This window comes from Anabaenopsis elenkinii CCIBt3563, assembly GCF_015245355.1.
Taxonomy (GTDB): domain Bacteria; phylum Cyanobacteriota; class Cyanobacteriia; order Cyanobacteriales; family Nostocaceae; genus Anabaenopsis; species Anabaenopsis elenkinii.
Map to the genome: position 1 here is coordinate 382,406 of NZ_CP063311.1, position 24,674 is coordinate 407,079.

The 24,674-nt window shown below is 41.8% G+C and carries 24 protein-coding genes and 1 pseudogene; 11 read left to right on the forward strand and 14 right to left on the reverse strand.

Going from position 1 to position 24,674, the window contains the following annotated elements:
- Positions 1-34 precede the first annotated feature (34 nt).
- Positions 35-412: a DUF1823 family protein gene (locus IM676_RS01750; RefSeq protein ID WP_200988708.1), complete on the reverse strand. Its 378-nt coding sequence runs from the start codon at positions 410-412 to the stop codon at positions 35-37.
- A 171-nt stretch (positions 413-583) separates the two neighbouring features.
- Here IM676_RS01750 and IM676_RS01755 point away from each other — a divergent pair, with 171 nt between their 5' ends.
- On the forward strand, positions 584-889 hold the full coding sequence (locus IM676_RS01755) for an acylphosphatase (protein ID WP_200988709.1): 306 nt from the start codon (positions 584-586) through the stop codon (positions 887-889).
- 47 nt (positions 890-936) lie between these two features.
- On the opposite strand, the pseudogene IM676_RS01760 reads toward IM676_RS01755, so the two are convergent.
- From IM676_RS01760 to IM676_RS01770, 3 genes and pseudogenes are all read right to left on the reverse strand, one after another.
- Positions 937-1,899, reverse strand: a pseudogene (locus IM676_RS01760) (zinc-dependent alcohol dehydrogenase family protein); the annotation flags it as partial.
- Positions 1,900-1,927: 28 nt separating this feature from the next.
- A complete protein-coding gene (locus IM676_RS01765) occupies positions 1,928-3,133 on the reverse strand; it encodes an RNA-guided endonuclease InsQ/TnpB family protein (protein WP_200988711.1) in 1,206 nt (401 codons plus the stop codon).
- Positions 3,111-3,755: an IS607 family transposase gene (locus tag IM676_RS01770; protein WP_449657998.1), complete on the reverse strand. Its 645-nt coding sequence runs from the start codon at positions 3,753-3,755 to the stop codon at positions 3,111-3,113. The genes IM676_RS01765 and IM676_RS01770 overlap by 23 nt, the downstream gene beginning before the upstream one ends.
- A 550-nt stretch (positions 3,756-4,305) precedes the next feature.
- On the opposite strand from IM676_RS01770, the gene IM676_RS01775 reads away from it, so the two are divergent.
- The gene (locus IM676_RS01775) at positions 4,306-6,414 is read left to right on the forward strand and encodes a M3 family metallopeptidase (protein WP_200988713.1); all 2,109 of its coding nucleotides are present in this window, start codon (positions 4,306-4,308) and stop codon (positions 6,412-6,414) included.
- A 530-nt stretch (positions 6,415-6,944) separates the two neighbouring features.
- Entirely contained in the window at positions 6,945-7,796 is an 852-nt protein-coding gene (locus IM676_RS01780) for a universal stress protein (RefSeq protein WP_200988714.1), read from the forward strand.
- 54 nt (positions 7,797-7,850) lie between these two features.
- On the opposite strand, the gene psbM is transcribed toward IM676_RS01780, so the two are convergent.
- The 5 genes from psbM to IM676_RS01805 all read right to left on the reverse strand — a co-directional run bounded on the left by psbM (position 7,851) and on the right by IM676_RS01805 (position 10,832).
- Positions 7,851-7,967, reverse strand: coding sequence for a photosystem II reaction center protein PsbM (gene psbM, locus IM676_RS01785; protein WP_200988715.1), 117 nt, complete (start codon positions 7,965-7,967; stop codon positions 7,851-7,853).
- Positions 7,968-8,444: 477 nt separating this feature from the next.
- The gene (locus IM676_RS01790) at positions 8,445-8,741 is read right to left on the reverse strand and encodes a 2Fe-2S iron-sulfur cluster-binding protein (RefSeq protein WP_200988716.1); all 297 of its coding nucleotides are present in this window, start codon (positions 8,739-8,741) and stop codon (positions 8,445-8,447) included.
- Positions 8,742-8,934: 193 nt separating this feature from the next.
- Positions 8,935-9,072 carry a photosystem II reaction center protein K gene (locus tag IM676_RS01795; RefSeq protein ID WP_010995059.1) on the reverse strand — a complete coding sequence of 46 codons (138 nt, stop codon included), beginning with the start codon at positions 9,070-9,072 and terminating at the stop codon, positions 8,935-8,937.
- Between the two features lie 84 nt (positions 9,073-9,156).
- Positions 9,157-10,260 (reverse strand): tRNA guanosine(34) transglycosylase Tgt, encoded by a 1,104-nt coding sequence (tgt, locus tag IM676_RS01800; protein ID WP_200988717.1) that lies wholly within the window; start codon positions 10,258-10,260, stop codon positions 9,157-9,159.
- Positions 10,261-10,382: 122 nt separating this feature from the next.
- Positions 10,383-10,832 (reverse strand): hypothetical protein, encoded by a 450-nt coding sequence (locus IM676_RS01805; RefSeq protein ID WP_200988718.1) that lies wholly within the window; start codon positions 10,830-10,832, stop codon positions 10,383-10,385.
- Positions 10,833-11,163: 331 nt separating this feature from the next.
- Here IM676_RS01805 and cobS point away from each other — a divergent pair, with 331 nt between their 5' ends.
- Complete coding sequence (gene cobS / locus IM676_RS01810) at positions 11,164-11,934, forward strand: adenosylcobinamide-GDP ribazoletransferase (RefSeq protein WP_200990040.1); 771 nt, start codon at positions 11,164-11,166, stop codon at positions 11,932-11,934.
- Here cobS and IM676_RS01815 read toward each other — a convergent pair whose 3' ends face one another.
- Together IM676_RS01815 and IM676_RS01820 are read right to left on the reverse strand one after the other, a co-directional pair.
- Positions 11,935-12,393, reverse strand: coding sequence for a PPC domain-containing protein (locus tag IM676_RS01815; RefSeq protein WP_200988719.1), 459 nt, complete (start codon positions 12,391-12,393; stop codon positions 11,935-11,937).
- Between the two features lie 61 nt (positions 12,394-12,454).
- On the reverse strand, positions 12,455-13,147 hold the full coding sequence (locus IM676_RS01820) for a ComF family protein (protein WP_200988720.1): 693 nt from the start codon (positions 13,145-13,147) through the stop codon (positions 12,455-12,457).
- 330 nt (positions 13,148-13,477) lie between these two features.
- Between IM676_RS01820 and IM676_RS01825 the strand changes: the two genes are divergently transcribed.
- The 4 genes from IM676_RS01825 (at position 13,478) to IM676_RS01840 (ending at position 16,357) form a co-directional block, all read left to right on the forward strand.
- Entirely contained in the window at positions 13,478-13,828 is a 351-nt protein-coding gene (locus tag IM676_RS01825) for a PadR family transcriptional regulator (RefSeq protein WP_200988721.1), read from the forward strand.
- Positions 13,829-13,881: 53 nt separating this feature from the next.
- Positions 13,882-14,418 (forward strand): cofactor assembly of complex C subunit B, encoded by a 537-nt coding sequence (locus IM676_RS01830; RefSeq protein ID WP_200988722.1) that lies wholly within the window; start codon positions 13,882-13,884, stop codon positions 14,416-14,418.
- 294 nt (positions 14,419-14,712) lie between these two features.
- Positions 14,713-15,111 carry a recombinase family protein gene (locus IM676_RS19675; RefSeq protein ID WP_225880429.1) on the forward strand — a complete coding sequence of 133 codons (399 nt, stop codon included), beginning with the start codon at positions 14,713-14,715 and terminating at the stop codon, positions 15,109-15,111.
- A 19-nt stretch (positions 15,112-15,130) separates the two neighbouring features.
- Positions 15,131-16,357 (forward strand): RNA-guided endonuclease InsQ/TnpB family protein, encoded by a 1,227-nt coding sequence (locus IM676_RS01840; protein WP_225880430.1) that lies wholly within the window; start codon positions 15,131-15,133, stop codon positions 16,355-16,357.
- Between the two features lie 758 nt (positions 16,358-17,115).
- Here IM676_RS01840 and IM676_RS01845 read toward each other — a convergent pair.
- Entirely contained in the window at positions 17,116-17,433 is a 318-nt protein-coding gene (locus IM676_RS01845; protein ID WP_200988725.1) for a DUF3155 domain-containing protein, read from the reverse strand.
- 265 nt (positions 17,434-17,698) lie between these two features.
- Here IM676_RS01845 and IM676_RS01850 point away from each other — a divergent pair, with 265 nt between their 5' ends.
- Positions 17,699-19,039, forward strand: coding sequence for a sensor histidine kinase (locus IM676_RS01850; protein WP_200988726.1), 1,341 nt, complete (start codon positions 17,699-17,701; stop codon positions 19,037-19,039).
- Here IM676_RS01850 and sbcC read toward each other — a convergent pair.
- Entirely contained in the window at positions 19,036-22,062 is a 3,027-nt protein-coding gene (gene sbcC, locus IM676_RS01855; protein WP_200988727.1) for an exonuclease subunit SbcC, read from the reverse strand. The genes IM676_RS01850 and sbcC overlap by 4 nt on opposite strands.
- 207 nt (positions 22,063-22,269) lie before the next feature.
- Between sbcC and IM676_RS01860 the strand changes: the two genes are divergently transcribed.
- Complete coding sequence (locus tag IM676_RS01860) at positions 22,270-22,638, forward strand: MerR family DNA-binding transcriptional regulator (RefSeq protein WP_225880431.1); 369 nt, start codon at positions 22,270-22,272, stop codon at positions 22,636-22,638.
- A gap of 442 nt (positions 22,639-23,080) precedes the next feature.
- On the opposite strand, the gene IM676_RS01865 is transcribed toward IM676_RS01860, so the two are convergent.
- Entirely contained in the window at positions 23,081-23,227 is a 147-nt protein-coding gene (locus tag IM676_RS01865) for a hypothetical protein (RefSeq protein WP_200986765.1), read from the reverse strand.
- A 25-nt stretch (positions 23,228-23,252) separates the two neighbouring features.
- Here IM676_RS01865 and IM676_RS01870 point away from each other — a divergent pair, with 25 nt between their 5' ends.
- Positions 23,253-24,581, forward strand: coding sequence for an RNA-guided endonuclease InsQ/TnpB family protein (locus tag IM676_RS01870; RefSeq protein WP_225880432.1), 1,329 nt, complete (start codon positions 23,253-23,255; stop codon positions 24,579-24,581).
- The last annotated feature ends 93 nt before the right edge of the window (positions 24,582-24,674 follow it).

Consider the following 24,674-nt stretch of genomic DNA (forward strand, 5'->3'; position numbering starts at 1 on the left):
CTTTAACATGCAAATCTTCAAGCGCTAAAAAAATTTACTGAATGCTACCGTTTATTCCTTGTAAATAACTTAATAACCAATTGGCTGCTGTTGCTCTGCGAGTCTGTCGAGGTCCAAATTCACCAATTTTGTAACCTTTAAAACCCAATTTTTCTTTGAGTATTTGTTTATTTTCTTGAGGAATGGAACGAGTTAATTTCACTGTTGCTGGACGGCTATCAATGAAATCGGGCGGTTCTGGGTAATCATCTCGCCATTCTGATGTGACTTGGCTATTATCCCACTTAGTAGCGGAAGAGTCATAGCGATAGCCTAGATAGTACCATACTAATTGATTGACTATGGTATCATCTATTTGATCATTAAGAATAGCCCAGATTGTTTCTGTATTCAGTGGTGGCAAGTTAGACATGAGGACTCAATTTTTACATTTAACTTGTGACGAAATTAAATATTGTAGACATCATCCTACAACCTAGAGTCATTTTATCTCTTTTTCAAATATTCAGGGGGCAGGAATGCCAACCCCACAAGAGTTAGAATTATTTAGGTTATACAGTTTCAAGGGGGGACAGCTAAGTTTATGCGGAATCCTACACCACTACTGCCCAAGATAGTCCGCGCCCATGTATTTATTTCTGGCCGAGTGCAAGGGGTAGGCTATCGCTATGCCACTGTGGATACAGCTACTCAGTTGGGATTAACTGGCTGGGTGCGGAATCTTCCTGATCACCGCGTGGAGGCGGTTTTTGAAGGGGCGCGGGTGGTTGTAGAAGAGATGGTTCGCTGGTGTCACAGTGGACCACCTGCTGCAGTGGTCAAAGATATTGTGCTTGAGTTTGAAAAACCCGAAGGTTTGCGGGGGTTTGAAGTTAAGCGCTGTGATTGAAATGAATACAGTAGCAATTAATACAACTAGACTGGAGAAACTACTAATCAATTAACTGCCAATACAGCCGAACCTGTAATTTTGCCACTACGTAGGGCGGATAAAGCTTCATTTGCTTTATCCAGAGGGAAAGAACTAACTTCAGTGCGGATGGGTATTTTAGGAGCGATCGCCAGGAACTCTTCTCCATCTTGGCGAGTCAAATTTGCTACAGACCGCAAGACCCTTTCTTGCCAGAGGATTTGATAGGGAAAAGCAGGAATATCACTCATGTGAATACCAGCACAGACAACTATACCACCTTTGGCTACGGCACGCAAAGCAGCTGGAACTAATTTTCCCACGGGGGCAAAGATAATTGCTGCATCCAAGGGTTCTGGAGGTAAGATATTTGAATTACCAGCCCAAGTTGCACCTAACTCACGGGCAAACTTTTGCCCCTGAATGTCTCCAGGACGGGTAAAGGCAAAAACTTGTCTGCCATGATAACGAGCCAGTTGAATCAAGATGTGGGCAGATGAACCAAAACCATAAAAACCTAGTTTTTCAGCATCACCAGTCATGCTGTAAGCGCGATAGCCAATTAAACCACCACATAATAGAGGTGCTGCTTGCAAGTCAGGATAGCTCGGATCTAGGGAAAAACAAAAACGGTAGTCAGCTACGGTATATTCTGCATAGCCACCATCTAAGTGATAACCGGTAAACTCAGCATAATCGCAAAGATTTTCCCGATTAGAAACACAGTAACGGCAGCGATTACAAGTATGACCCAGCCAAGGAACACCCACACGTTGACCTATATGAAAATTAACAACACTATCACCTTTAGCCTCGACGGTACCCACAATTTGATGTCCAGGGATTAAAGGTAATTTTGGGTCGGTTAATTCCCCATCTACTATATGTAAATCTGTCCGACACACAGCACAGGCATGAACGCGAATCAGCACTTGCTCAGAATTGGGTTGTGGCACTGGTAACTCAACTAGGCGTAGAGGTTGGCGCGGTGTGCAACTTTTAAGCTAATCAAAGCGATTAAACTAGATTAACTACGGCATCCGTCAATTCTGACTCCTCAGAAAGCACGATAGAATCATGGGTCACGGTAAAGGCAGTTGCTTGCAAAGCACGCAATAAAATATTGCGTGCGCCATTCACATCACGATAGACCTGAATTCCGCAATGTGGGCATTTAAAAATTTTGTGTCCACCTAGCTTATGGTGAACATGACCGCAGTTGCCACATGTTTTTGATGTATATGATTCATTGCAAAGAACCACTATTACACCTTTTCTTTGTGCAGCTTGTTTAAGATGTTGCTCAAATTTGTAATGGGAAAGAGTCAGCATTTGCCGTACAGACTTACTGTTGATTTTGCGTTTCTTCCCGCTACGGCTTTTAATCACCATTTGACTAGAATCAAAGGTTGGTAAGTAAATTACCTTGTAGGAATTAACCAGCAAGTTAACAGCTTTGTTATGCAAATCTTTAATTAAATTCTGAATTCTTTCTCTGACGCGATTAGCAGCAATACGCATCTTTCTACGTTTACGGCATCTTGTTTTGGTAGAACGGCTGATGAGATTATCAAGGTGCTGACACAATCTTTGTATGCGTCCGATGTCTCCGGTTCCAATCTCTAAGACATTCTCCCCATCAAAACCAGTTAAGAAAGTGCGATTACCAGGGTCTACTGCTATTACCCTATCACTGCCAGTAGGTACAGTTTCTTTATATTGAGGAAAGCAACCAAACCACTTACCACGACGGTAAACAAGCTCTGTGCCATATTCGCATTGTTCAGGAATAGTTTGACCAATTGTCGTAAAACCTAAACCTTTGGTTGTGCGCGGATACCAAGTACCATTTTTGAAATTACCAACTTTGAATTGGATAGTTTGACTTGTGGATTTACAGCTTTTAAATTTCGCACTACCACCTTGAGTGCGAGCCTGTTTAAAGGCATCAAATGCCTCAAAACAAGCTTCTTGACGTTGATGCCCTGGTAATGTTTTCACCCATGGTGATACATCCATTTTTTGAGCTATTTTATCTAACTCCTCAGCAGATATCTTGACTTGTTTTTCTTGGCTAGTTTTTTTATCAATAATTACTCTGACTTGAGTATCATAATTATTGTGAAGATAACTGATACATTGATTGAAGTAATAACGATAAGCAGCAAGCCAACGCTTCCAGACTCGATGTAATTCCTTGCTAGGAAATAGCCTGATTTTCAATACACTGTTCGGTGACTGCTTTGTCGATTCCTTGTGACGCGACTTCTTTTTGTAAGTCTTCTTTGATGCTTGACTTGTATTTTCTAAGCCCGTATAACCTGCTAGAGAAACAGTGGATGCTCGACAGCATATCTTGTACGAGTTCCTGTTCTGGACTGAGCTTGCGGTCATTGAGAACCACGAGTTCGCACTCAAATTTTGTGCATAACCACCTAACCAATTCAAATCCGAATCGGACAAGTCGGTCAGGATGGGCAACGACAATACGTTGGATATCGCCGTCGATGATTCGTTCCAGAATTGCGAGGAATTTTTTCCGTTTAAAATTGAGTCCGCTTCCAACTTCTGAAATAATTTCAGCCTCTGGGTATCTTGTGCGTAAGTGTTCAAGTTGTCGTTGCAAATCATCTTGCTGGGAATGAGTCGATACTCGTCCATAGCAAATAGTTTTAATTGTCCTGGGTATTCCGCCGATTTTTTCGACTTCTTCGAGGATGAACCGCCTTTGACCGCCTGGTGTACGGATTGCTTTAAGTTTGCCTTCGTTTTCCCATCTCCTGAGACTGGAGACATGGACACCAAGGATTTTAGCTGCTTCCTTGGGAGTGACATGTTGCATCAAAGCCTCATTAAATCAACTACTTTTAGTCTAGCGGGATTTAGTAAGATTTACTCTGTTTAAGCAAATAATTTACAATTAGTTACATGTCTCCAAAATCATTGCACGCATAGGCACAGGATCAATTCAAAGGTGAAATGCTTACTATCAAATGGTTCTAGAATTTTGTCATCTCCTAATACCCTTTTAGATGCTGTAATTTTAGGCCATTTTTCCCAGGTATCTAACTCTTTTGTAAATTATATTGACTTTTTGTAAAGGATTAGTTACAATAATTTACATTACTTAGTAAGTAACTCAAACAATTTTAAGTAAATCAGTATTAATCAAGTTAGTTTGCACTTGACTTGTAGTTTCGCTTGTTGAGTATTGTTGTATCTCAATCGTCATTCTTATTTCTCTGAATCAAAAACCTCAGTTGCCAAGTTGAGGTTTTTTTGTTGGCTATGAGTCAAAAAGCCCTAATTGATATTCTGGCATTTTATGACGGCCAAATCACCCTGCGATCGCTACATTAGAAGATACATGATTTATAGTTGACTCACACAAAACCATGAGTGAAAATGTGACTATTGCTGCAAATCCTTTACTTAAAGGTTCTGGCTTACCCCCCTTTGAAGAGATTCAACCAGAGCAAGTAATACCAGCCTTTGAGCAGCTACTGGCAGAACTTGACCAGAAGCTAACTATTTTAGAAACTAATATTGAACCTACTTGGAACAGCTTAGTAGAACCACTAGAAAAGCTCACAGAACAGCTCAACTGGACTTGGGGTATAGTCAGCCACTTAATGGGTGTCAAGAATAGCCCTGAACTACGGACAGCTTATGAAAAAGTACAACCACAAGTAGTACAATTCCTCAACAAGCTGGGTCAAAGCCAACCAATTTACAATGCTCTCAAGGTCTTGCGCGCCAGTGATCACTGGGATACCTTAGAATCAGCCCAACAGCGAATTGTAGAAGCTGCCATCAGAGATGCAAAACTGTCCGGTGTAGGCTTACAAACAGAAGCCAGGGAGCGTTTCAACGCCATCCAAATGGAGTTAGCACAACTGAGTACCAACTTCTCAAACCATGTGCTAGATGCGACTAAAGCCTTTACCCTAACCCTGACGACAACAGCAGAAATCGAAGGCTTACCGGATAGCTTATTGAGTTTAGCAGCACAGGCTGCCCGTGAAGCGGGAGATGAAAACGCCACCCCAGAAAATGGCCCTTGGCGCATTACCTTAGACTTTCCCAGCTACAGCCCATTTATGCAGCACAGCACCCGGCGAGATCTGCGTGAGAAACTGTATAAAGCTTATATAACTCGTGCTTCATCGGGAGAGTTAAATAATCAGCCCCTAATTGAGCGTACATTGGAGTTGCGGCAAGAATTAGCCCAATTACTAGGCTTTGAAAATTATGCCCAGTTGAGTTTAGCCAGTAAAATGGCTCCCAATGTTGCAGCAGTTGAGGGATTATTAGAAGAACTACGTCAAGCCAGTTATGATGCTGCTGTCAAAGACCTAGAAGAACTCAAAGCCTTTGCGTCCAGCAAGAAAGCAGCACAAGCCGATAATTTACAACATTGGGATATCAGTTTTTGGGCCGAACGTCAACGGGAAGAAAAATTTGCCTTCACCGCCGAAGAATTACGCCCTTACTTTCCCCTACCCCAAGTCTTAGATGGTTTATTTGCACTGGTAAAGCGGTTGTTTGGTGTGACTGTCACTCCTGCTGATGGTCAAGCTCCAGTCTGGCATGAGGATGTACGTTATTTCCAAATTGCCGATGAAAGTGGTAGTACCCTAGCTTACTTCTACCTAGACCCCTACATCCGCCCAGCAGAAAAACGCGGTGGTGCTTGGATGGATGTATGTATTAATCGCGGCAAAATTACCGAGAATGGTGTGACAGGAATTCGTTTACCTGTGGCATATTTGGTATGTAACCAAACTCCCCCCGTGGATGGTAAACCTAGCTTGATGACTTTTTATGAAGTAGAAACTTTATTTCATGAGTTTGGTCATGGCTTGCAGCATATGCTCACTCAGGTAGACTATACTGGGGCAGCAGGCATTAATAATGTAGAATGGGATGCTGTGGAATTACCCAGCCAGTTCATGGAAAACTGGTGCTATGAGCGCACGACTTTGTTTGCCATGGCCAAGCATTATCAAACTGGTGAACCCCTACCGGAGCATTATTACCAAAAACTCCTAGCTGCACGCAACTATATGAGTGGTAGTGTGATGTTGCGGCAAATTCACTTTAGCAGTGTTGATTTAGAACTACACTATCGTTATCGCCCTGGTAGGGAGGAAACAGCTACAGATGTGCGTCGTCGCATTGCCAAAACTACTACAGTTTTAGCGCCACTACCAGAAGATGCTTTTCTATGTGCTTTCAGCCACATTTTCGCTGGGGGTTATGCCGCAGGTTATTACAGTTATAAGTGGGCTGAGGTATTGAGTGCTGATGCATTTGCCGCTTTTGAAGAAGCTGGTTTAGAAAATCAACAAGCAATAAAAGATATAGGTAGACGTTACCGTGATACAGTACTGGCTCTCGGTGGTAGTCAACATCCTATGAATGTGTTTGAATCTTTCCGCGGTCGTCAACCCAGTACAGTGTCTTTACTTAAGCATACTGGTTTATTACCAACTGCAGCTTAGTCAAATTTTGCTACTTATTCTCGTAGCACTGGGGTATGTGAGGCGATCGCATAGCATACCCCATCTGTTTACCCTCAACCAATAGCCTGGGTGGCTTACCCAGATCCGGTTTTCTATATCTGTGGTGAATTAATTCCGCCAATACCTGAATTGATCTGAAAATGTGAAAAATGGTTGATTAATTTTCATGCCAAATACAGATATAAAACTATATGAAAATTATTGATAATACTTAAGTTTTAGATAATTTTAAGGAAAATCAACCTAGATTATTAAAAAAAATAACTAAGATAATAATTGATAAACTTTATTACGCTAAATTGAAAGTATACACAGCCTGGTAAAAAATTTGTAAATAAGGGTGAGCAACTCAAGATTAATTAGCTATTTTTCGCTGTAAACAGTGAAAAATAGGTGTTAATTAAAAGTTTGCACTGACTGACTAGGTTGTTTTTTCTGGGGTTGAAATATTCAACTCAGTCAACTAATAAGAGTAAACACCAAAGAAACTTTAACGGCGAGAAGTAACAATGATTGCAAGAATCTTACTAGCAGTTTCTGGCTTAGGCCACGCGGAAGAAATGCTGAAAATCTTAAAAGAGATGCCGGCAATTAAATCTGCCAATGTGACGGTTCTCCATGTTGTACCTCCCCAAAGTACTTCTGCTGCAATGACAGATAAATGGGAGGAGGGTGGTAAAATCTTAGCTAGTGCTATTCAATCTCTCAATTTAGACCCCAGTCAGGTGTCTTCCATTCTGCGACAAGGTGACCCCAAAGACCTGGTTTGTCAGGTAGCAGATGAAATTGATGCTGACTTAATTATTATGGGTTCACGGGGACTCAAGCGCCTGCAATCAATTTTATCTAACTCGGTGAGTCAGTATGTTTTCCAGCTATCTTCTCGCCCCATGTTGCTGGTCAAAGACGACATTTATGTCAAGAGAATTAAGCGGGTGATGGTAGCTATGGATAACTCAGAGCCTTCTAAAAAATGTTTAAGTTTGGCGCTGTTTTTATTACGAGATGTCCCCGGTAGTCAGTTAGTTTTAGCCAATGTGACTACAGATTTACGCAACAAAAAATCCGAAGTCACCGAAATTACTCCAGATAAAAATTCTAGTTTAGCATCGGCGGCTGCTGAGGCGCAAAAGTACGGTGTACAAACTCGTTGTTTCACCAGTAGCGGCAAACCAGGGGAAGAAATCTGCCGCATAGCAGAAGAGTTAAATATAGATTTATTATTGCTTGGCTCTCCAGACCGCCGCCCATCGGTGGCTAAAAGTTTCGTGGATATAGACAGACTCATCGGTGCTTCTTTGTCTGACTATGTTCGAGTTCATGCAACTTGTCCTGTGTTGTTGGCCCGTACTACCGTTTAACAGGTCAACAAAGAACCCCAATGGTGTTGGGGTTCTTGATCTTATGCACAAATATCAAGTATCTTTTCCACCTTCACGGCTAGCAGTTTGGATGTAAAGAACTATTAAAAACACTGCGGGCACAAGAACGAACAGAATGCTCGCCACAAACCCTAGGTCATTCACTTGCATAGCAAGAAAGCCTCTCTTTAATTTTAGTTTTTAGTGAACAATTTTAGATTGACTTATCCCCTGGATGGAATCACAAGGGATTCTAAACTGATGTTGCTACGCCGGCTTAAGCCATGCATCGCAACGTTTACGATCTGATTTATTTATTAAACAAGTCATATCGTTGTGGCACAGTCAAATATGCCCTACCCACCTCGACTAAGGATAAACCTAGCTGTGTGGCTACTTAAGGAAAGCATCTTTTGGGTTTTTCACCATATTTGTGGATGCTTTTTTTTATCCTAACTAATCAGAAATGCTTTGTAAATACCTGTTAAAGTTTTTCTAGTAAGGATACGACAGGATAAATCCTGTTGAGTCAGGTTTCATCCCCTCGCTTTAGCGTAGGGGTTCTCACGCTCCCAATATATTTTGATAGCATTATCAATGCCAGTATTAGCTGAAATTTTTACTCCCGTGGGTCTGAAAATTTAAATGTCACGGTTTGGTTATTACACTGACTGGTCCGTTGACTAGGGTTTGACAGGCCAGACGGTAGTTATCAGGTTTTTTCTGAAATTTCCGCTTCTCTACATCTGTGCGGGGGGAAAGATTTTCTATTCCTTCGACTATCTCCACAATGCAGGTGCCACACTGACCATTGCCGCCGCAATTGGTCATCTTACCAATAAATTTATATATGTCAATGCCATTTTGCATCGCTTTGAGTCGAAGATTAGCCCCATCCGCTGCTATTACTTCTTGGTTTTCTTTGACAAATTTGATGTTACCCATGGCTTATTTATACCTCTTTGACTGTAGGCGTTTTTTCATAAAGCTGATTTTGGCATAGAGTGCCCACAATATCTTACTTAATTTCTGGCAAAATATTACAAAATACTAAGAGATATCAAGTTTAGAAAAGAAAAAACTGCCAAATAAATAGGACAGGTATCCTACCTGTCCCAAAAATTGGTCATAGGTTGGCTTACCTGAAACCAACAGCTGCTTGCCATACAAATGCCAGCAACAAGAAAAAGACGGGAATAATGGGGAGAACATCTACCAAAGGATCGAAAATTTGGTAAGCCTCAGGCAATTTTGCTAATAACAATGCTGCTTCCATGTTTGTTTAAATCCACCTATCTAACATAGACTTCATAATTGAAGTGTATCTTAACATGGTTTGGGGACAAGGTATTGAATATTTTTAGTTCAGCCATTGGGCAAATTCCCTGGTAAAGCGATCGCCTAATATGGCTTGACGAATCTTTTGGGTAAAGCGAATTAATTCGGTAATGTTGTGAATACTCAACAATGTGTAGCCTAATATTTCCTGCGATCGCACCAAATGAGAGATATAAGCACGGCTAAAATTTGCACAAGCATAACAAGAGCAAGTTTCATCTAATGGTGCATAATCTTCACGAAACTTAGCATTTTTTAAATTCCAACGTTCCCCTTGGACAATTGCAGTCCCATGTCGCGCCCAACGGGTAGGAATCACACAATCAAATAAATCTACCCCCGATGCGATCGCAATAGCCATTTCCCGATAAGTACCCACACCCATCAAATAACGGGGCTTTTCTGGTGGTAACAGTGGCGCTGTAGTGCGCACAATATCAGCCATCAGTTCAGGTGGTTCTCCCACACTCACACCACCAATAGCGTATCCTGGCAAATCCAACTCAGCTAAAGCCTCGGCTGCTTGGATGCGTAAATCCAGGTACACACCACCTTGAACAATACCAAACAAGGCTTGATCACTGCGTTGATGAAAAGAAATACAGCGTTCTAGCCAACGATAAGTCCTGTCAGTCGCCGCTTGTACATCTTCGCGAGTAGCTGGATAAGGGGGACATTCATCAAAAGCCATAATCACATCAGCCCCTAAAGTATTTTGGATCTCTATAGAGCGTTCCGGCGTTAAATGAATAATTTGCCCATCATGAGGTGAGCGAAACGTTACACCATCTTCTGAAATTTTCCGCATTTCGCTCAAGCTGAATACTTGAAACCCACCGGAATCTGTGAGCATGGGGCCATTCCAGCCCATAAATTTGTGTAACCCACCACCTCCAGCTACAATTTTCTCCCCTGGTTGCAGATGGAGATGATAAGTATTAGAAAGTATCATTTGCGCCCCAGTACTACTTAACTGATCTGGGGTGACAGTTTTGACATTTGCCAGAGTTCCCACCGGCATAAATCTTGGGGTTTCCACAGGTCCATGAGGAGTCATAAACACCCCAGCCCTGGCTTTCGTCTGGCTACATTCAGCTAAGGATTGAAAAGAAAAATTGTGACTCAAGGTAAAACTAATGCTACTGCGCTAAATGTATAAACAAAAAACCGAAATCCTGGTAATTGATTCTTGATGAACACTCAAGGACTCACAAATAAACCATTACCAACTTTTTGAGTATATGCTAATCAAAAGCAGTCAGAAGCATCATCATCCAGTGCATCCCATTTAGCAGAGAAAACCTCCTCCATCATCGCTTCCATAGCATTGAAATTCAAGCCGCGCTTTTTTCGCTCTTGTAAGGGAGTCGAAAGGGGAATCAACCGTAAAAACCTATCTTCTTGGCACAAATCAAAGAAAGTTTCTTGTTGCGGCGACTGTTTAACCTCGAGATAATCAAAACTATCCAGATTTAAGTAAAGCGCACAGTTAGCAACGACTGTAGACCTTAGAGGATTAACAAAAACTTCCATCACATCTCCCTCACCCTCGCTCTGTAATTTGCCTTGTTGGGTGTAGATGTAGTGGACTCGTCCTAAATCAGACAGCAATCGTCGCATATCAAGCTTATTTACAATTATGCCCGTATTAACAATACACGGAGCTGGTATCCTGGTGTGGGGTAGATGGTGACTCATAGGACAATAGGAGATAAGCAAAGGTCAGAACAAAGCGAAACTATAACTTTAATAACTTTTGGCCTGCTTTTAAAAACGTCTAAATTAAGTCTAGGGTAATTTATTACTTGCAGAATGCAAAATTCAATTATTTGTTTTACTAGTTGATGTTGCTAATGTCAGGGGTATTCCCTCACAGTCAAAATGTAAAAAAAAAATATACAAGACTTCATGGGTCATTCAGCCTCCTACTTCAGAAGGGGGACATCAGCTAATCCTCATCGCCCCTTCCCTATCTCCACCCTAGGAGTACGTTGAAGGTGGAGACTTACACGTAATGCTAATTATCAAAATGTATCAACCTCAGTGGTGGAAAAGATTATTTTTTGATGTATTTGCCAGTATTAGTTTTTATACTGCTATTCCTTTACCTTATATCAATGGGTTAGACTTCCGCAGAGTGGCGTATTTTGCACCGCTAGTAGGAGTAATGATTGGCGGAGTTTTAGGGCTATGTGATACTGGGATGAATTATCTGGGGATACCCGTGCTAACTCGTAGCGCTTTAGTAGTGGTTATCTGGATTGCTATCACTGGAGGATTGCACTTAGATGGGGCCATGGATACTGCTGATGGTTTAGCGGTGGCTAACCCAGAAAAACGCTTAGAAGTAATGACAGATAGTGCTACAGGGGCTTTTGGGGCTATGGCGGGTCTGGCGTTAATATTACTCAAAACCACAGCTTTAACGGATATTTTAGACCACCGTTGGCTAGTGCTGATGGCAGCTTGTGGATGGGGACGCTGGGGACAACAACTCGCGATCGCCCGCTATCCTTACCTCAAACCTACTGGTAAAGGCGCATTTCACAAACAAGCTATTCGTTCATATCCAGATTTATTACCAGGACTGTTTTTATTACTGAGTCTGAGTGCATTACTGGGGTTATTCAATGGCCAGTATGTATTTGTCCCTCTGATTATGAGCGTGGCCGGGAGTGCGATCGCTTTACTCACCGGTGTATGGTTCGATCATCAATTAGGCGGACACACAGGAGATACTTATGGCGCAGTCGTTGAGTGGACAGAAGCCTTATTTCTCTGTGTTCTCACCACTTTTTAACTATTTGACGGCTTGCAGCTTTGTGACCTTGAGTTGAAAAGGTCCTACCCCAGTTTCCCCAAAGGAGCGGACGCGGATGATATAGTTTCCGGTTTCATGAATCCGGGTAAACAGTAGGGAATTAGTGGTACCATCGGGGCCATCATCATTTTCCGCTACTGTGGCTCCATTAGGTCCTAAGAGGGTAATAATTGTATCAAAACTATCAGAGTACAAATCAATCACTAGCTTATCACCCTGATTCAATTTGACTATATAATCCCGGCCAAAGCCACCGTTTCCCGTGGGGATATCTTTTTCTGAGAGGGTATCTGACAGTTCAGTACTGGGAGTTATAGGAATAGGATTATACAACTTATTTTGAGCCAATCCCACCCTTGTATTTATACCCATTACCAACAAAGTGCTAGGAATAATCATTAGCTGTCTTAAACGCACCAGCAAAGCTTTACTAATCATTAGTGTTATCAACAAAATAGGTCGCCACATTTAGGATAGATTGTTCAAGTAACCTCACCTATCAACTTTGAGAGTATTTATCTTTGACAGCGGTAGTAACAACGACTAAACCTAAGACCGGAATATCATCGTGGCTGAGTGTGTGAACAGCAGACCTGAGGGTAGCACCAGTGGTATAAATATCATCAAGTAACAATACGGGAACATTTACACTGCGACTGCGTAATTCTGCGCCAACAGCAAATGCTGAGGCTAAGTTGCTTTCTCGTTGTGATGCTGATAAACCAAATTGTGCCTCAGTTTCTTGCACTCTTTTTAAACCATTAGCCCGCAATTTTAACCCAGTTGTTTGACAGAAACTTTCAGCTATGAGTGCAGCTTGGTTATAACCGCGTTTTTTTTGCTTATTGGGATGGAGTGGTATGGGAACAACTACAGGCTGTGGTTTGGTTTTCGATACCTTTGATAACAACCATGCTTCTCCTAACCATTGACCTAAGGGGCGGGCAATTTGGGGTTGATTTTCATATTTCATCATAGCGATCGCTTGTTTGACAATACCCCCGTACATTCCCCAGCCAAATACAGGTATTGGTTGTTCCCACAAAGCAGTAGGATTCCTATGCTGGCAGTTTTTTAGTTGCTTAATACAATAAGGGCAAAATTCACCAGATGTTGGTCTTTGGCATAAAAGACAACTTGATTGGAGAAACAGGTTGAGAAAGTTGTTAAAATTGTGCTTCCAGTTTGGCATTTCCAGAATGGGGGGACTTGGAGTGTGATATGGTTAATTTTTACAAACAAAGTATAATTTTACTTATAAAATTTATGTCATAGTATTTTATCCAGGGGTTATCAGCAGTTTGGCATCAGTATAACAGCGACAAAAGTAACCATTGCATCTTCACAAAACTCATCAGTTGAGTAAGAACGTATTATTTGTCTCACGACTTTATTCACGTGAGTAACGTTTGTAATGTTTAAGCTGTAAAAACCCTGCCAAGGTAGCTAGTAGCAGTATATACTATCTACCAGGATTGTAGATACCACTATTATCAGGCATTTTTTAGCCATTCACTAAACCATGAAACTTGAGGATATATATCAATTCTTTGAGGATCCTCCGCCAGCTTATCTCTGTCAGGAACTAGCAGTTTGTTATATTTTGTATGTTTTAATACAACATGAATCCTATGGCACTGAATTGATCCAACGACTAGAAACTGAATACCCAGACTATCGGCTTTCGGATACCGTACTTTATAGTGCGATCAAATTTCTGGAAGACGAAAAGGCTATTACTGGGTATTGGAAGAAACTCGACAGGCGAGGAAGACCCCGACGGATGTATGAAGTTTCTCCAAAATGGCAAGAACGAGCCCAAAAGTTGGCCTATCTTTGGCAAGATTACATAAAGGGGAGGAAGAATTTATGAATATTTGATCATAAATTCGGTCTCATCTCATGACAACAATAATAATTTTAGTTATGAATAACGCAATAATCGTGCCATCTACGCTGTTGCTCACCTTATTGTTATCAGTGGGTCTATTGTTCTTTATTCGGGCCTCAACCAAAGACCGCACAACAAAAGCAGAACTTGTATCTGAACAAGACGAAGCTGCTTTAATCCCCAAAGTTAAGGAGTATTTTGACCGCCGTTCTTACCAAGTAACCGCCATAGACACACAAAACAATCAAGTGACTTTTGAAGGTTTTGTTCAACCCAGCTTATTTTTAGCCCTGTTTTTAACGCTCTTAGCATCTGCTGGTATGGCTTGTCTAGGATTGGTCTTGTCCCTACTTTTTCCCAACTTTGGTACTTGGTTTCTGGGATTGCTGCTATTGTCACCTTTAAGCGGTGTATTTTATTGGCAAAAAGCTGGAAGATTTGAGAAGGTATCCCTGCACATAGAAGAAGCAAACCAGGCGCAAGCAGGTTTTATCAGTAAAGTCACCATAATTGCTCATCGAGATGAACTCATGGAGTTCCAGAGGGCTTTACAGTTAAAATCCGGTGATTGAGCACAGCCTACCAAAAAACGCGCACAGTGCCCCTAGTTTCTAACTATGGGGGTGTAGTGCGCTAGCGACTTCAGTCGCAGTCCTAAAAATCGTCTTGAAAAATATTAGCCTCAATGTATAATGTTACTAGGAGGTGATGCAAGTGTTTAATCTCACCTGCGAATTTAAACTCAAGCCAACTCAAAAACAAATAGCAATATTTGAAGAATGGTTAGAAACTCATCGACGGTTAGCCAATAGCTATTTATTTACTAATAATAGATTACATATGCTCATAAATGCTAATATAGTGGCATGGCTTATGTACCACTACGAGAAGCAGTTAAACAACTGGGATTGCACCCAAACACTTTAAGGAAGTACGCAGACAATGGCAAGATTGAAAGCATCAAAAACGAAGCAGGACAAAGACTTTTTCACCTTGAATCCTACCTCCGTGGTGCAACTAGAACTTCCTTTGTCTGCTACTGCCGAGTTAGTTCAACCAAGCAACGAGACGACCTTGGTAGACAAATCGCCTATATGCAATCACTCTACCCAGATGCCGAAATCATCAAAGATATCGGCAGTGGAATCAACTTTAAAAGAAAAGGACTGCAAACCTTACTGGACAGACTTATGCGCGGCGATAAGCTCACGCTTGTTGTTACCTGTCGTGACAGACTCGCAAGGTTTGAATTCGAGCTTATTTAGTACATGGTCGAGGAAAACGGTGGACAAATCGTGGTTCTCGACAACACTGTACATTGCCCAGAGTCAGAACTTACCTCGGATCTTCTCTCCATCCTCCACGTCTTCTCTCGTCGGATGCACGGACTCAGGAAGTACAGTAAAAAAATCAAGGAAGATTCGGATCTTCCTTACAGCCGAGCAAAAGCAGATCGTTAAACAGTGGTTTGGTGTGTCCAGGTTTGTTTACAACACCACCGTCAAACTGCTACAAGACTCAAGCATCAAAGCTAACTGGAAAGCGATTAAGACTGACATATTGAACGGACTACCAGAATGGAGTAAATCAGTTCCTTATCAAATTAAATCAATCGCCATCAAAGATGCTTGTAAGTCTGTCAGCAACGCCAAGAAAAAGTTTAAAACCGGTGGTGGTATTAGCAAGATTAGATTTAGGTCAAGAAAAGACACTGTACAATCTTGCTACATTCCCAAATCTGCCGTGAAAGACTTGGGGATTTACCACACTGTATTAGGTAAGGTAACCTTCAAAGAACCCTTACCACAAAGCTTTGGCGACTGTCGTTTAGTATTTGCCTACCGTGATTACTATTTGACAGTTCCAGAGGACGTGCCACAACAGAAGTCTGATAACCAAGGACGTGTTGTAGCACTTGACCCCGGTATTAGAACATTTATCACCTTCTTTTCTGAATGTAGTTTTGGTGAAATTGGCACCTCTGCTAATTTACAAATTCAGAAGCTGTGTTTTCGTTTGGATAAGTTAATTTCTAAATTCACTAAAGCCAAGTGCAAACAAAGAAGAAGGATGAAGCTCGCCGCCAGTAGACTGCGGGGTAAAATCAAAAACCTTGTAGACGAATTGCACAAGAAAACTGCTAGATTTTTGGTTGATAACTTTGACATTATTTTACTGCCGACCTTTGAAACATCCCAAATGTCTCAGAAGGCGAAACGACGGATTAGGTCAAAGTCAGTGCGTCAAATGTTAACACTCTCTCACTACCGATTTAAGCAGTTTCTCAAGCACAAGGCTTTTGAGACTAATAAAGTGGTGATGGATGTGAACGAAGCGTACACATCAAAAACAGTCAGTTGGACTGGTGAAATCATTCCCAACCTTGGTGGTGCTAAATTCGTTAAGTCTCCATCTGACGGGCTGGTAATGAGCCGGGACATAAATGGTGCGCGTGGGATTTTCCTACGTGCATTGGTTGATACGCCCTCTCTTAAAGAGTGTATTTGTTAGTGAATGTTAGCAAAAAAGTATCGGATTATATTTGCTTTTGACATCTCCCATTGCTGGAACCAAAGGGATTCTCTCAACGGATGTTGCTACAGCGGCTAGAAGCCGTATTTCGTAACGTTTACGATATGATTTATTTCATCGTGTAAACAAATCGGCTCGTTCTGGCAGTGTCAAGCTGCCACTACCCACCTCGGCTAAGTTCAATCCTAGCTGTGTAGTTACTTGGGCGAATTTATTCCCTAGTCTATATTAACAGAAAAAGAAACACCAGACTAAAGTCTGATGAGTCGCGTTTCATCCCCTCTCTAAAGATTGACACTCCCCACGGCTAGAAGCCGGGGGATTCTTGCTTCACGGGGATTCCAATGAATTTACCCGCGCTAACGCGCCGCTTCGCTAACTGCAAGCATCTTGACCGTGTGCCCCACGGCTGCAAGTTTGCGTGTAAATGGTTGTTTTACTAGCTTTGACCATTAGATCACTGTGGCTAAAGCCAGTCAATCGTTCTAATGCGACTAAAGTCGCTAGCGCACTACACCCCCATAGTTAGAAACCAGGGGCACTGTGCGCGTTTTCTGGTAGGGGTTCTCACGCTCCCACGACAGTTTGATAGTCGAATTAACTGAACTCCATATCGATGTACTGGTAACTTAGTCAGAAACTAAAAAAAAACCAAAAATTTTCATAAACTGAACCACTTTACCAGTTAAATGATTGACGGAACCCACATTCCAAATCTCAAGATCACCATTGAGAATTCAGCGGCTAGCCACAGCCGCTGGCTCCATACCCGTCGGAGATTCTAATGAACGCAGGCTGGGAAACAAGAAATGGTTTTCTTCTACATATTGAGCACCAAACAGGCCCTTCTCTGCCCAGAAATAACGGTCTGTGGTGTGCTCATTGCGCTTGACAAGTAGCAATGCGGGTGGGGCAATGCCTTCAGCTTGAATAAATTTTCTTGCTGCTGTGACAGGTTTTTCTTCGCCACTTTCAATGCTATATTGAGGCACGTGTTCTAGAATCCGTCGCCCTTCTTGGCGACGACGACTTTTCCTCTTCCGTCTTCTAGCCAAAGTATATTCCTCCTGTTTCAAGCTATAGATTGTAGTTATAGCTACAAAATCAGTGGCAATTATATAATTTCTGTCTTAGAATATCAAGAGTTTTTAAAGTTTCGATACACAGAGGGAAAACATGAAATTTCTCAAGCATATAATCCCTTGGTGCAAAGCATCACAGCAAAGATTTAGTTAGGCTTTATTGAAACAGAGATACAAAATAAAGCAATCTTCTTTTCTATTCCCTACAATTGTGTCATCCTGAGCAAAGGCTAAAAAAATGTTAATGTCTGCCAGTTCAGATTTTGTTGCTCTATGCCGAGAGCAAATAGCACTGCTAGCCCAATGGCTGGGAGCATCATTAAGTGTTGTTTATCTAACAGAAGAACTGGTAGATGCTTCTGCTAGTGAAGCGAAACTTATTCCTGTGGTAGTTTACCCAGAAACAGTAGTATTACCTCCAGGGGAAGAAATGACGCAGCCACGAGTTGGGGATGTTGTGATCGTACATGAGCAACAAAGTAAGTTATTGGCACAGGGGACGGGATCAAGGATTTCATTAGACGAGACAAAGAAAGCAGATGCACAAAAAACAGATTCACACCAAGGCTCTCGGCTGAGTGAACACCAAATTGTCCTACCTCTTATTCATGAAGGCGTGATGATGGGTCTATTGGTTACAGGTAGAGAAGATAGGGACTGGAATCAACAGGAACAAAGTGAAATTGAAAAAATCGTGCAAACCCTAGCCATCGCTTGTATCTTAGACCAACGTCGAGCCTGGTTACAGCATCAGCTACATCAACAACAAATTTTGCAAGCCCAGCAGCGAGATTTGCTGGATAATCTACTACATCAGTTTCGTAACCCATTGACCGCCTTACGCACCTTCGGCAAACTGCTATTAAAACGCCTGCGTCAAGGTGATCCCAACCGAGATGTGGGAACTAGTATTGTCAGGGAAAGCGATCGCCTCCAAGAATTACTGCGACAGTTCGAGCGGGTAATTGATTGGACTGAGGGTAATTTAGCACCTTTGCCATTGTCTGAGAATCAAGTATTTGTGGAAGCAACTGTCGAGAAAGAACCCAAACCGGTACTGTTGTTACCGGGAATAGGAGAACAAAATATTGATTGCTTTGTAGTTGATTTATTAACACCATTATTGGTGTCCGCTCAAGCAATAGCACAGGAGCGTAATCTAGAACTCTTAACCGAAATTCCCGCTAACTTACCTCCAGTAAAAGCTAATGTGAAAGCATTACAAGAAGTATTCAGCAATATTATTGATAATGCTTTAAAATACACTCCTCATGGGGGCAAAATAGTCATTCAATTAGGGCAAGAAAAACCTAATTTTCAGGGAATCGCCATTAGTAATACCGGAGTGGGTATTCCACCAGAAGACTTAGTACATTTGGGAGAACGCTATTATCGCGGAGTACAGGCCCAAAGTGAAATTCCTGGTAGTGGTTTGGGACTAGCGATCGCCAAACAATTAATCGAACAAATGCAGGGGGAAATGGAAATTTTCAGCCCAGCAATTAACTCGAGTCTGGTTTCGCCCCATAAACCGGGAACTACATTTATAATTTGGTTACCAATCACTATTGAGACTTAAATTGATAAACTGACTTGGGAACCTTGTTGAGTTTTATTCACCTCAATCCGGGCTTGAAAAGCTTCTTTGAGATGGGGCATATGGGTAACTGTCAGGATACAAGCAAAATCAGAGGCGATCGCATTAATCGAGGCAATTAAGCGATCGCAGCCTTCCGCATCCTGGGTACCAAAGCCTTCATCTATAATTAATAATTGTAAAGCCGCACCAGCCCTCTGTGCCAATAATTTCGCTAGGGCTAAACGGATAGCAAAGTTAATTCTAAAAGCTTCCCCACCGGAGTAAGTCTCATAGGCTCGTGTTCCCCGAGCATCAGCTATTAAAATATCTAAAGTATCGATCAGCTTGGCGTTTTTCTTCTTAGCCTTGTTACTCCGCCCAGATTTCTGAGTAATAAATTGCACGTGCAATTGATTAGCACTCAAACGCGATAACAGTTGATTTGTCTCGGCTTCCAGTTGAGGTAACACATTTTCAATCATCAATGCTTGGATACCATTTTTACCAAATGCCTGCGCTAATTCCTGATAAACTCGTTGTTGCTGCTTACAAGCTTGTAATTCCTGCTGCTGTTCCTCATACTGAGTTTGCAGGTTTTCCAATTGTAACATCATCTGTTCTAAACGCCCCAGACGTGATATATAATCATCCAGTTGTTGTCGGCGTGTGTGAATTTGCTCCTCTAAAGCCTTGATTTGCTCCGTGGGGTTGGCTGATTGGTCTAACTGTTGGGTAACACTGGCGATTTGAGTCAGGAGCTTTTCCACATCTCCCCATCTTTCCCTCCTAGAAGCTTCTAAATCCTCCCATCGTTGCTGGAGTTGGGGGTACTGCTCCTGGGCTAATAAAAGTTGTTGATAACGCAATTGCCAAGATTGACCTTGGCGTACCGCTTGGCGCAAGCTGTTGTGATGCTCTGAACTGTAGCCGATTTCATTAATCTGACGCTGAATTTGGGCAATTTGTTGGGCACACTCAGAATCAGTTTGCTCCTGCTGGATTTTAGTTTGTAATTGGGCAATATTCCCTTGTAATTCTGGTTTCCGGGCTGCTATTTGCCCCTGTCGCTTCACTGCGTCTCTAATTTGCCCTTGTTTAATTTCTGCCCACCGCCACCGCTCTACTTCACTGCGAGCCAAGGCATGGTCTTGCTCATTATAATTGAGTTGTTGTAAATATTCCTCTAGTTGCCGCAGTTCTGCCTGCTGTTCTGGGGCGTAATCACCCAGTTCCAGCGATCGCTCTAAATCCTGCTTCTGAGTCGCTAATTCTTGTAATTCCTGCTGAGTGTCACTAATAGATTGCAGTTGTGCTGCTAATTTACCCCTTTGTTCCCTCAGGTGATCATAGTTAGACAATTTATGATCTATTTCCCGGTATTCCTGTCTGAGCAGTTGAATTTCTCGATCCGAAACTGCGTTTTGTTCCCGTAATACCCACAATTGATCCTCAATATCCTTGTATTCCTCCTTAGTTTTATCTAGAACACGATTCCAGTGATGTTCATCTAAAGGACTTTCACACAAAGGACAACTTGCATCAGGGGTGCGAAGCATCTGCAATTTTTTCTCCAACTCCCCCAATAATCTTTCATATTCCCGTTCTTGACCTTGGAGACGTTCCATAAAGTGCCTTCTTTCGAGCCCTTTCTCCCGTACTCGTTGTAGGTAAACTTTATCTTTCTCCATTTGGGAAATCTGGGTTTCTAAGTCTCTGGCGGCTTGTTCTAGTTGCTGTTGACGTTGTGAGGAGCTTTTTAGTTGGTTTTCCCTCGCCTGTAACTGTTCCAGACGTGCTAAGATGGAATTATGAACTTTATCCAGTTGATTTTGCAGGTTTTGCCGTTGTTGTAACAAAGGAGAAACTTGCATTTGCAGTTCATCCAACTGAGTCAAACGGCGACGGGCACTGTTAAGTTGTGCTAAAGCAGCTTCAACTTCTCTAGATTTTTGCAGAATTTCATCAATTTCTGGCTCTTGTGATTCTAAGACTACTAATTGTCCTTCAATTTGTTGTACTTCCCTTTCCAGTGCGTGAATTTGGCTAGTTAGTTGCTGTTCCTTTTGTTGCAGCAACACCGTGGCACTGGTGTATTCTTGAAACTTACTTGCTAAGGCTTCCTCTTGCAGCTGAAGATTTTGATAGTTTCTAAAACCATTGTGGATTTCAGTCTCCTGATTTAATATTGTTTCTAAATCGGATAGCTGACTTTGAATTGCTGATTGTTCCTGTTGCAGGCGATCGCTATCTTGAGTTAAATTTTGATGTTGTTGCCTGAAAAAATTCAGTTGTTGCTCCCAACTTTGGCGCTGATGCTGGATCACCTGCAAACTTTGTAATTGAATCTTCTCCAAAGCTTCAACTTGTTGCAGTTGCTGGAATTGACTTTCTAACTCTACCTTTTGGGCTGCGATTACTTCCTGTTCTTGCAGTTTAGTCTGGCTGGACTCTAGACAACGCTCCAACTCCTCACATCTGGCCTTAAACTGGCGAGAAGCATCTTTTGCTCTTTCTTCGAGTTGATCATATTGATTAAGTTTTAATAACTCAGCCAGAATTTCCTTGCGCTCACTGGGGCGCTTGATCATAAATTCATCAGCACGGCCCTGACGCAGGTAAGCAGAATTAATAAAAGTATCATAATCAAGCTTGATGTGTTGTAATATCAACTCCTGGGTTGCTTTGACACCTTTACCAGTCAATGCACGAAACCCCCCTGCTGTTTCAATTTGAAATTCTAATACACCACTCGCACCGCGAACTCGTGTACGAATCACCCGATATTTTTGCTGGTTACATTGAAAAATAAAATCAACTCGAACCTCTTTCGCCCCTGCATGAATTACATCGTCTTCAACACCGGCGCGACTCTCACCCCAAATTGCCCATGTGATTGCCTCTAACAGGGAAGATTTACCCGCACCATTAGAACCACAAATACAGGCGGTATGCAAACCGCTAAAATCTAAAGTTGCATCACGGTAACTCAGAAAGTTTTTCAGTATCAGTTGTACTGGAATCATTGAGGCTACAGCACCACATCTATTGTTTTCCTATTTGGCAGTACAGATGCCTTATCTGATAGTTTAGCTATGTGCTTATGACTATTGTAGTATTTAAGTCCGTAACTTTAACAAAGTTAACAATAATATGAGGCAACTTTTCATCAGAGGGTTAGCCAATAGCTAGTTATTTACTAATAATAGATTAGATATGCGGATAATAGTGGTATGGCTTATGTACCACTACGAGAAGCAGTTAAACAACTGGGATTGCACCCAAACACTTTAAGGAAGTACGCAGACAATGGCAAGATTGAAAGCATCAAAAACGAAGCAGGACAAAGACTTTTTCACGTTGAATCCTACCTCCGTGGTGCAACTAGAACTTCCTTTGTCTGCTACTGCCGAGTTAGTTCAACCAAGCAACCAGACGACCTTGGTAGACTTGCCTATATGCAATCACTCTACCCAGATGCTGAAATCATCAAAGATATCGGCAGTGGAATCAACTTTAAAAGAAAAGGACTGCAAACCTTACTGGACAGACTTATGCGCCCAGATAAGCTCACGCTTGTTGTTGCCTGTCGTGACAGGTGAATGTTAGCAAAAAAGTATCGGAAAAGAAAATTATCCTGCTTTTGACACTCCCCACGGCTAGAAGCCTGGGGATTCTTGCTTCACGGGGATTCCAATGAATTTACCCGCGCTAACGCGCCGCTCCGCTAACTGCAAGCATCTTGACCCTGTGCCCCACGGCTGCAAGTCTGCGGGTAAATGGTTGTTTTACTCGCTTTGACCATTATATCACTGTGGCTAAAGCCAGTCAATCGTTCTAATGCGACTAAAGTCGCTAGCGCACTACACCCCCATAGTTAGAAACCAGGGGCACTGTGCGCGTTTTCTGGTAGGAGTTGTATTGATATGGTTTTCAAAATTCTCTTTACCGGAACTTGGCGGGAGAGTGAAAGCCCCTGAGAAGCAGCAACGCAGTTGCGTACTTCGTGCTTTAGACAGGGGATGAAACGCGACTTGGCAGGCTTCAGCCTGCTGTGTCCCCTTCGAGTTTTAGGCTATCAATCCAATCTTCAATCAAAGCAGTGATAGTTTTATCTTTTTGAGCAGCATATAAATAAAGTTTATTTCTTCTCCGCTCAGATAGACGTATTGTTAATGTTTTTCCCTTCATAGTTGACATACATTGTTAGTATTTAATGTTAGTATATATCAAGGAGGTGAAAACAATGTATGGATGTCAGCAAAACTTAGTTAACCCAGATAATGAACTTAGAGCAGTCATTGAGTTTATTTGCTCAGAGTCCCATAAACTGACAAATTGTGGTATCTACTACGCTCGTCAGTTATATTTCAAAACTAGGAAGTTGATTGGTAAGTATGATTTAGAGAAAGAATATAAGACCAATAAACATTATCAAGTTTTGCACTCTCAAGCAGCACAACAAATTTTGAGGTCTGTTGCAGAATCATTTAAGTCTTTTAAAGAATTAGATAAGAAGTACAGCAAAGGTGAATTGCATTTTAAGCCCAAGCTGCCGAAATATCGTAAAGGTGCAGGGTATTCACTTGTGACCTACCCAAAGCAAGCATTGAAGCTTGTTGGTGATCATATAAAAATACCGCTGGGTAATACTGTTAAACGTTGGTTTAAACTTGATAGTTTCTTGCTGCCAATGCCTTCAAACCTGAAGTTTGCGGATATTAAGGAATTAAGAATACTACCAAGAAACCGATGCTTTTATGCCGAATTTGTCTATGAGCAAAAGTCGTCACCAAAAATTAATTTTAATCCCCAGTATGCTCTAGCAATTGACCCTGGCATCAACAATTGGTTAAGCTGTGTTTCTAATGTTGGAACTAGTTTTATTGTTGATGGACGCAAAATTAAATCTCTTAACCAATGGTATAACAAGCGTGTTGCTACCTTAAAAGAAGGTAAACCACAAGGATACTGGGATGAACAACTAGCCCACATCACAGAAAAGCGTAACCGACAAGTGAGAGATGCTGTAAATAAAGCAGCTAGATTAGTTGTTGACTACTGCATTAAATACAAAATTGGTACAGTTGTTTTTGGGTGGAATCAAGGACAGAGACAAGAAGCAAAGTTGGGTAAAACAACTCAATCTTTTGTACAAATACCAACAGCTAAATTAAAGGAACGAGTTAAACAACTGTGCGAATACTACAGCATCAAATTTGTTGAAACTGAAGAGTCCTACACCAGTAAAGCTAGTTTTTTAGATGGTGACTTTCTACCTATTTTCGGCGCAAAACCTGAAGGGTGGATACCAAGTGGAAAACGAGTAAAACGCGGAATGTATTGCACTGGTGCAGGTAAATTAATCAACGCTGATTTGAATGGTGCTGCGAATATTCTTCGCAAAGTAGAGACACAACTAGATTTAAATCTGGTCAAGGTCTGTAGGCGAGTTTTGACCCTCGCTACCAGATATCGTATCTGGGAAACCAAAACTAAAAAGCGGGGGGAAGCGGCTTTAGCCCTTCTGGTAGCAACAGTTTAGAATCCCCGTCCATTTATGGCGGGGAGAGGTCAACAAATCTTAATCAATGTTAGTCATCTGGCGAGCAAGAATATAAATATCTTCCCTGAACAA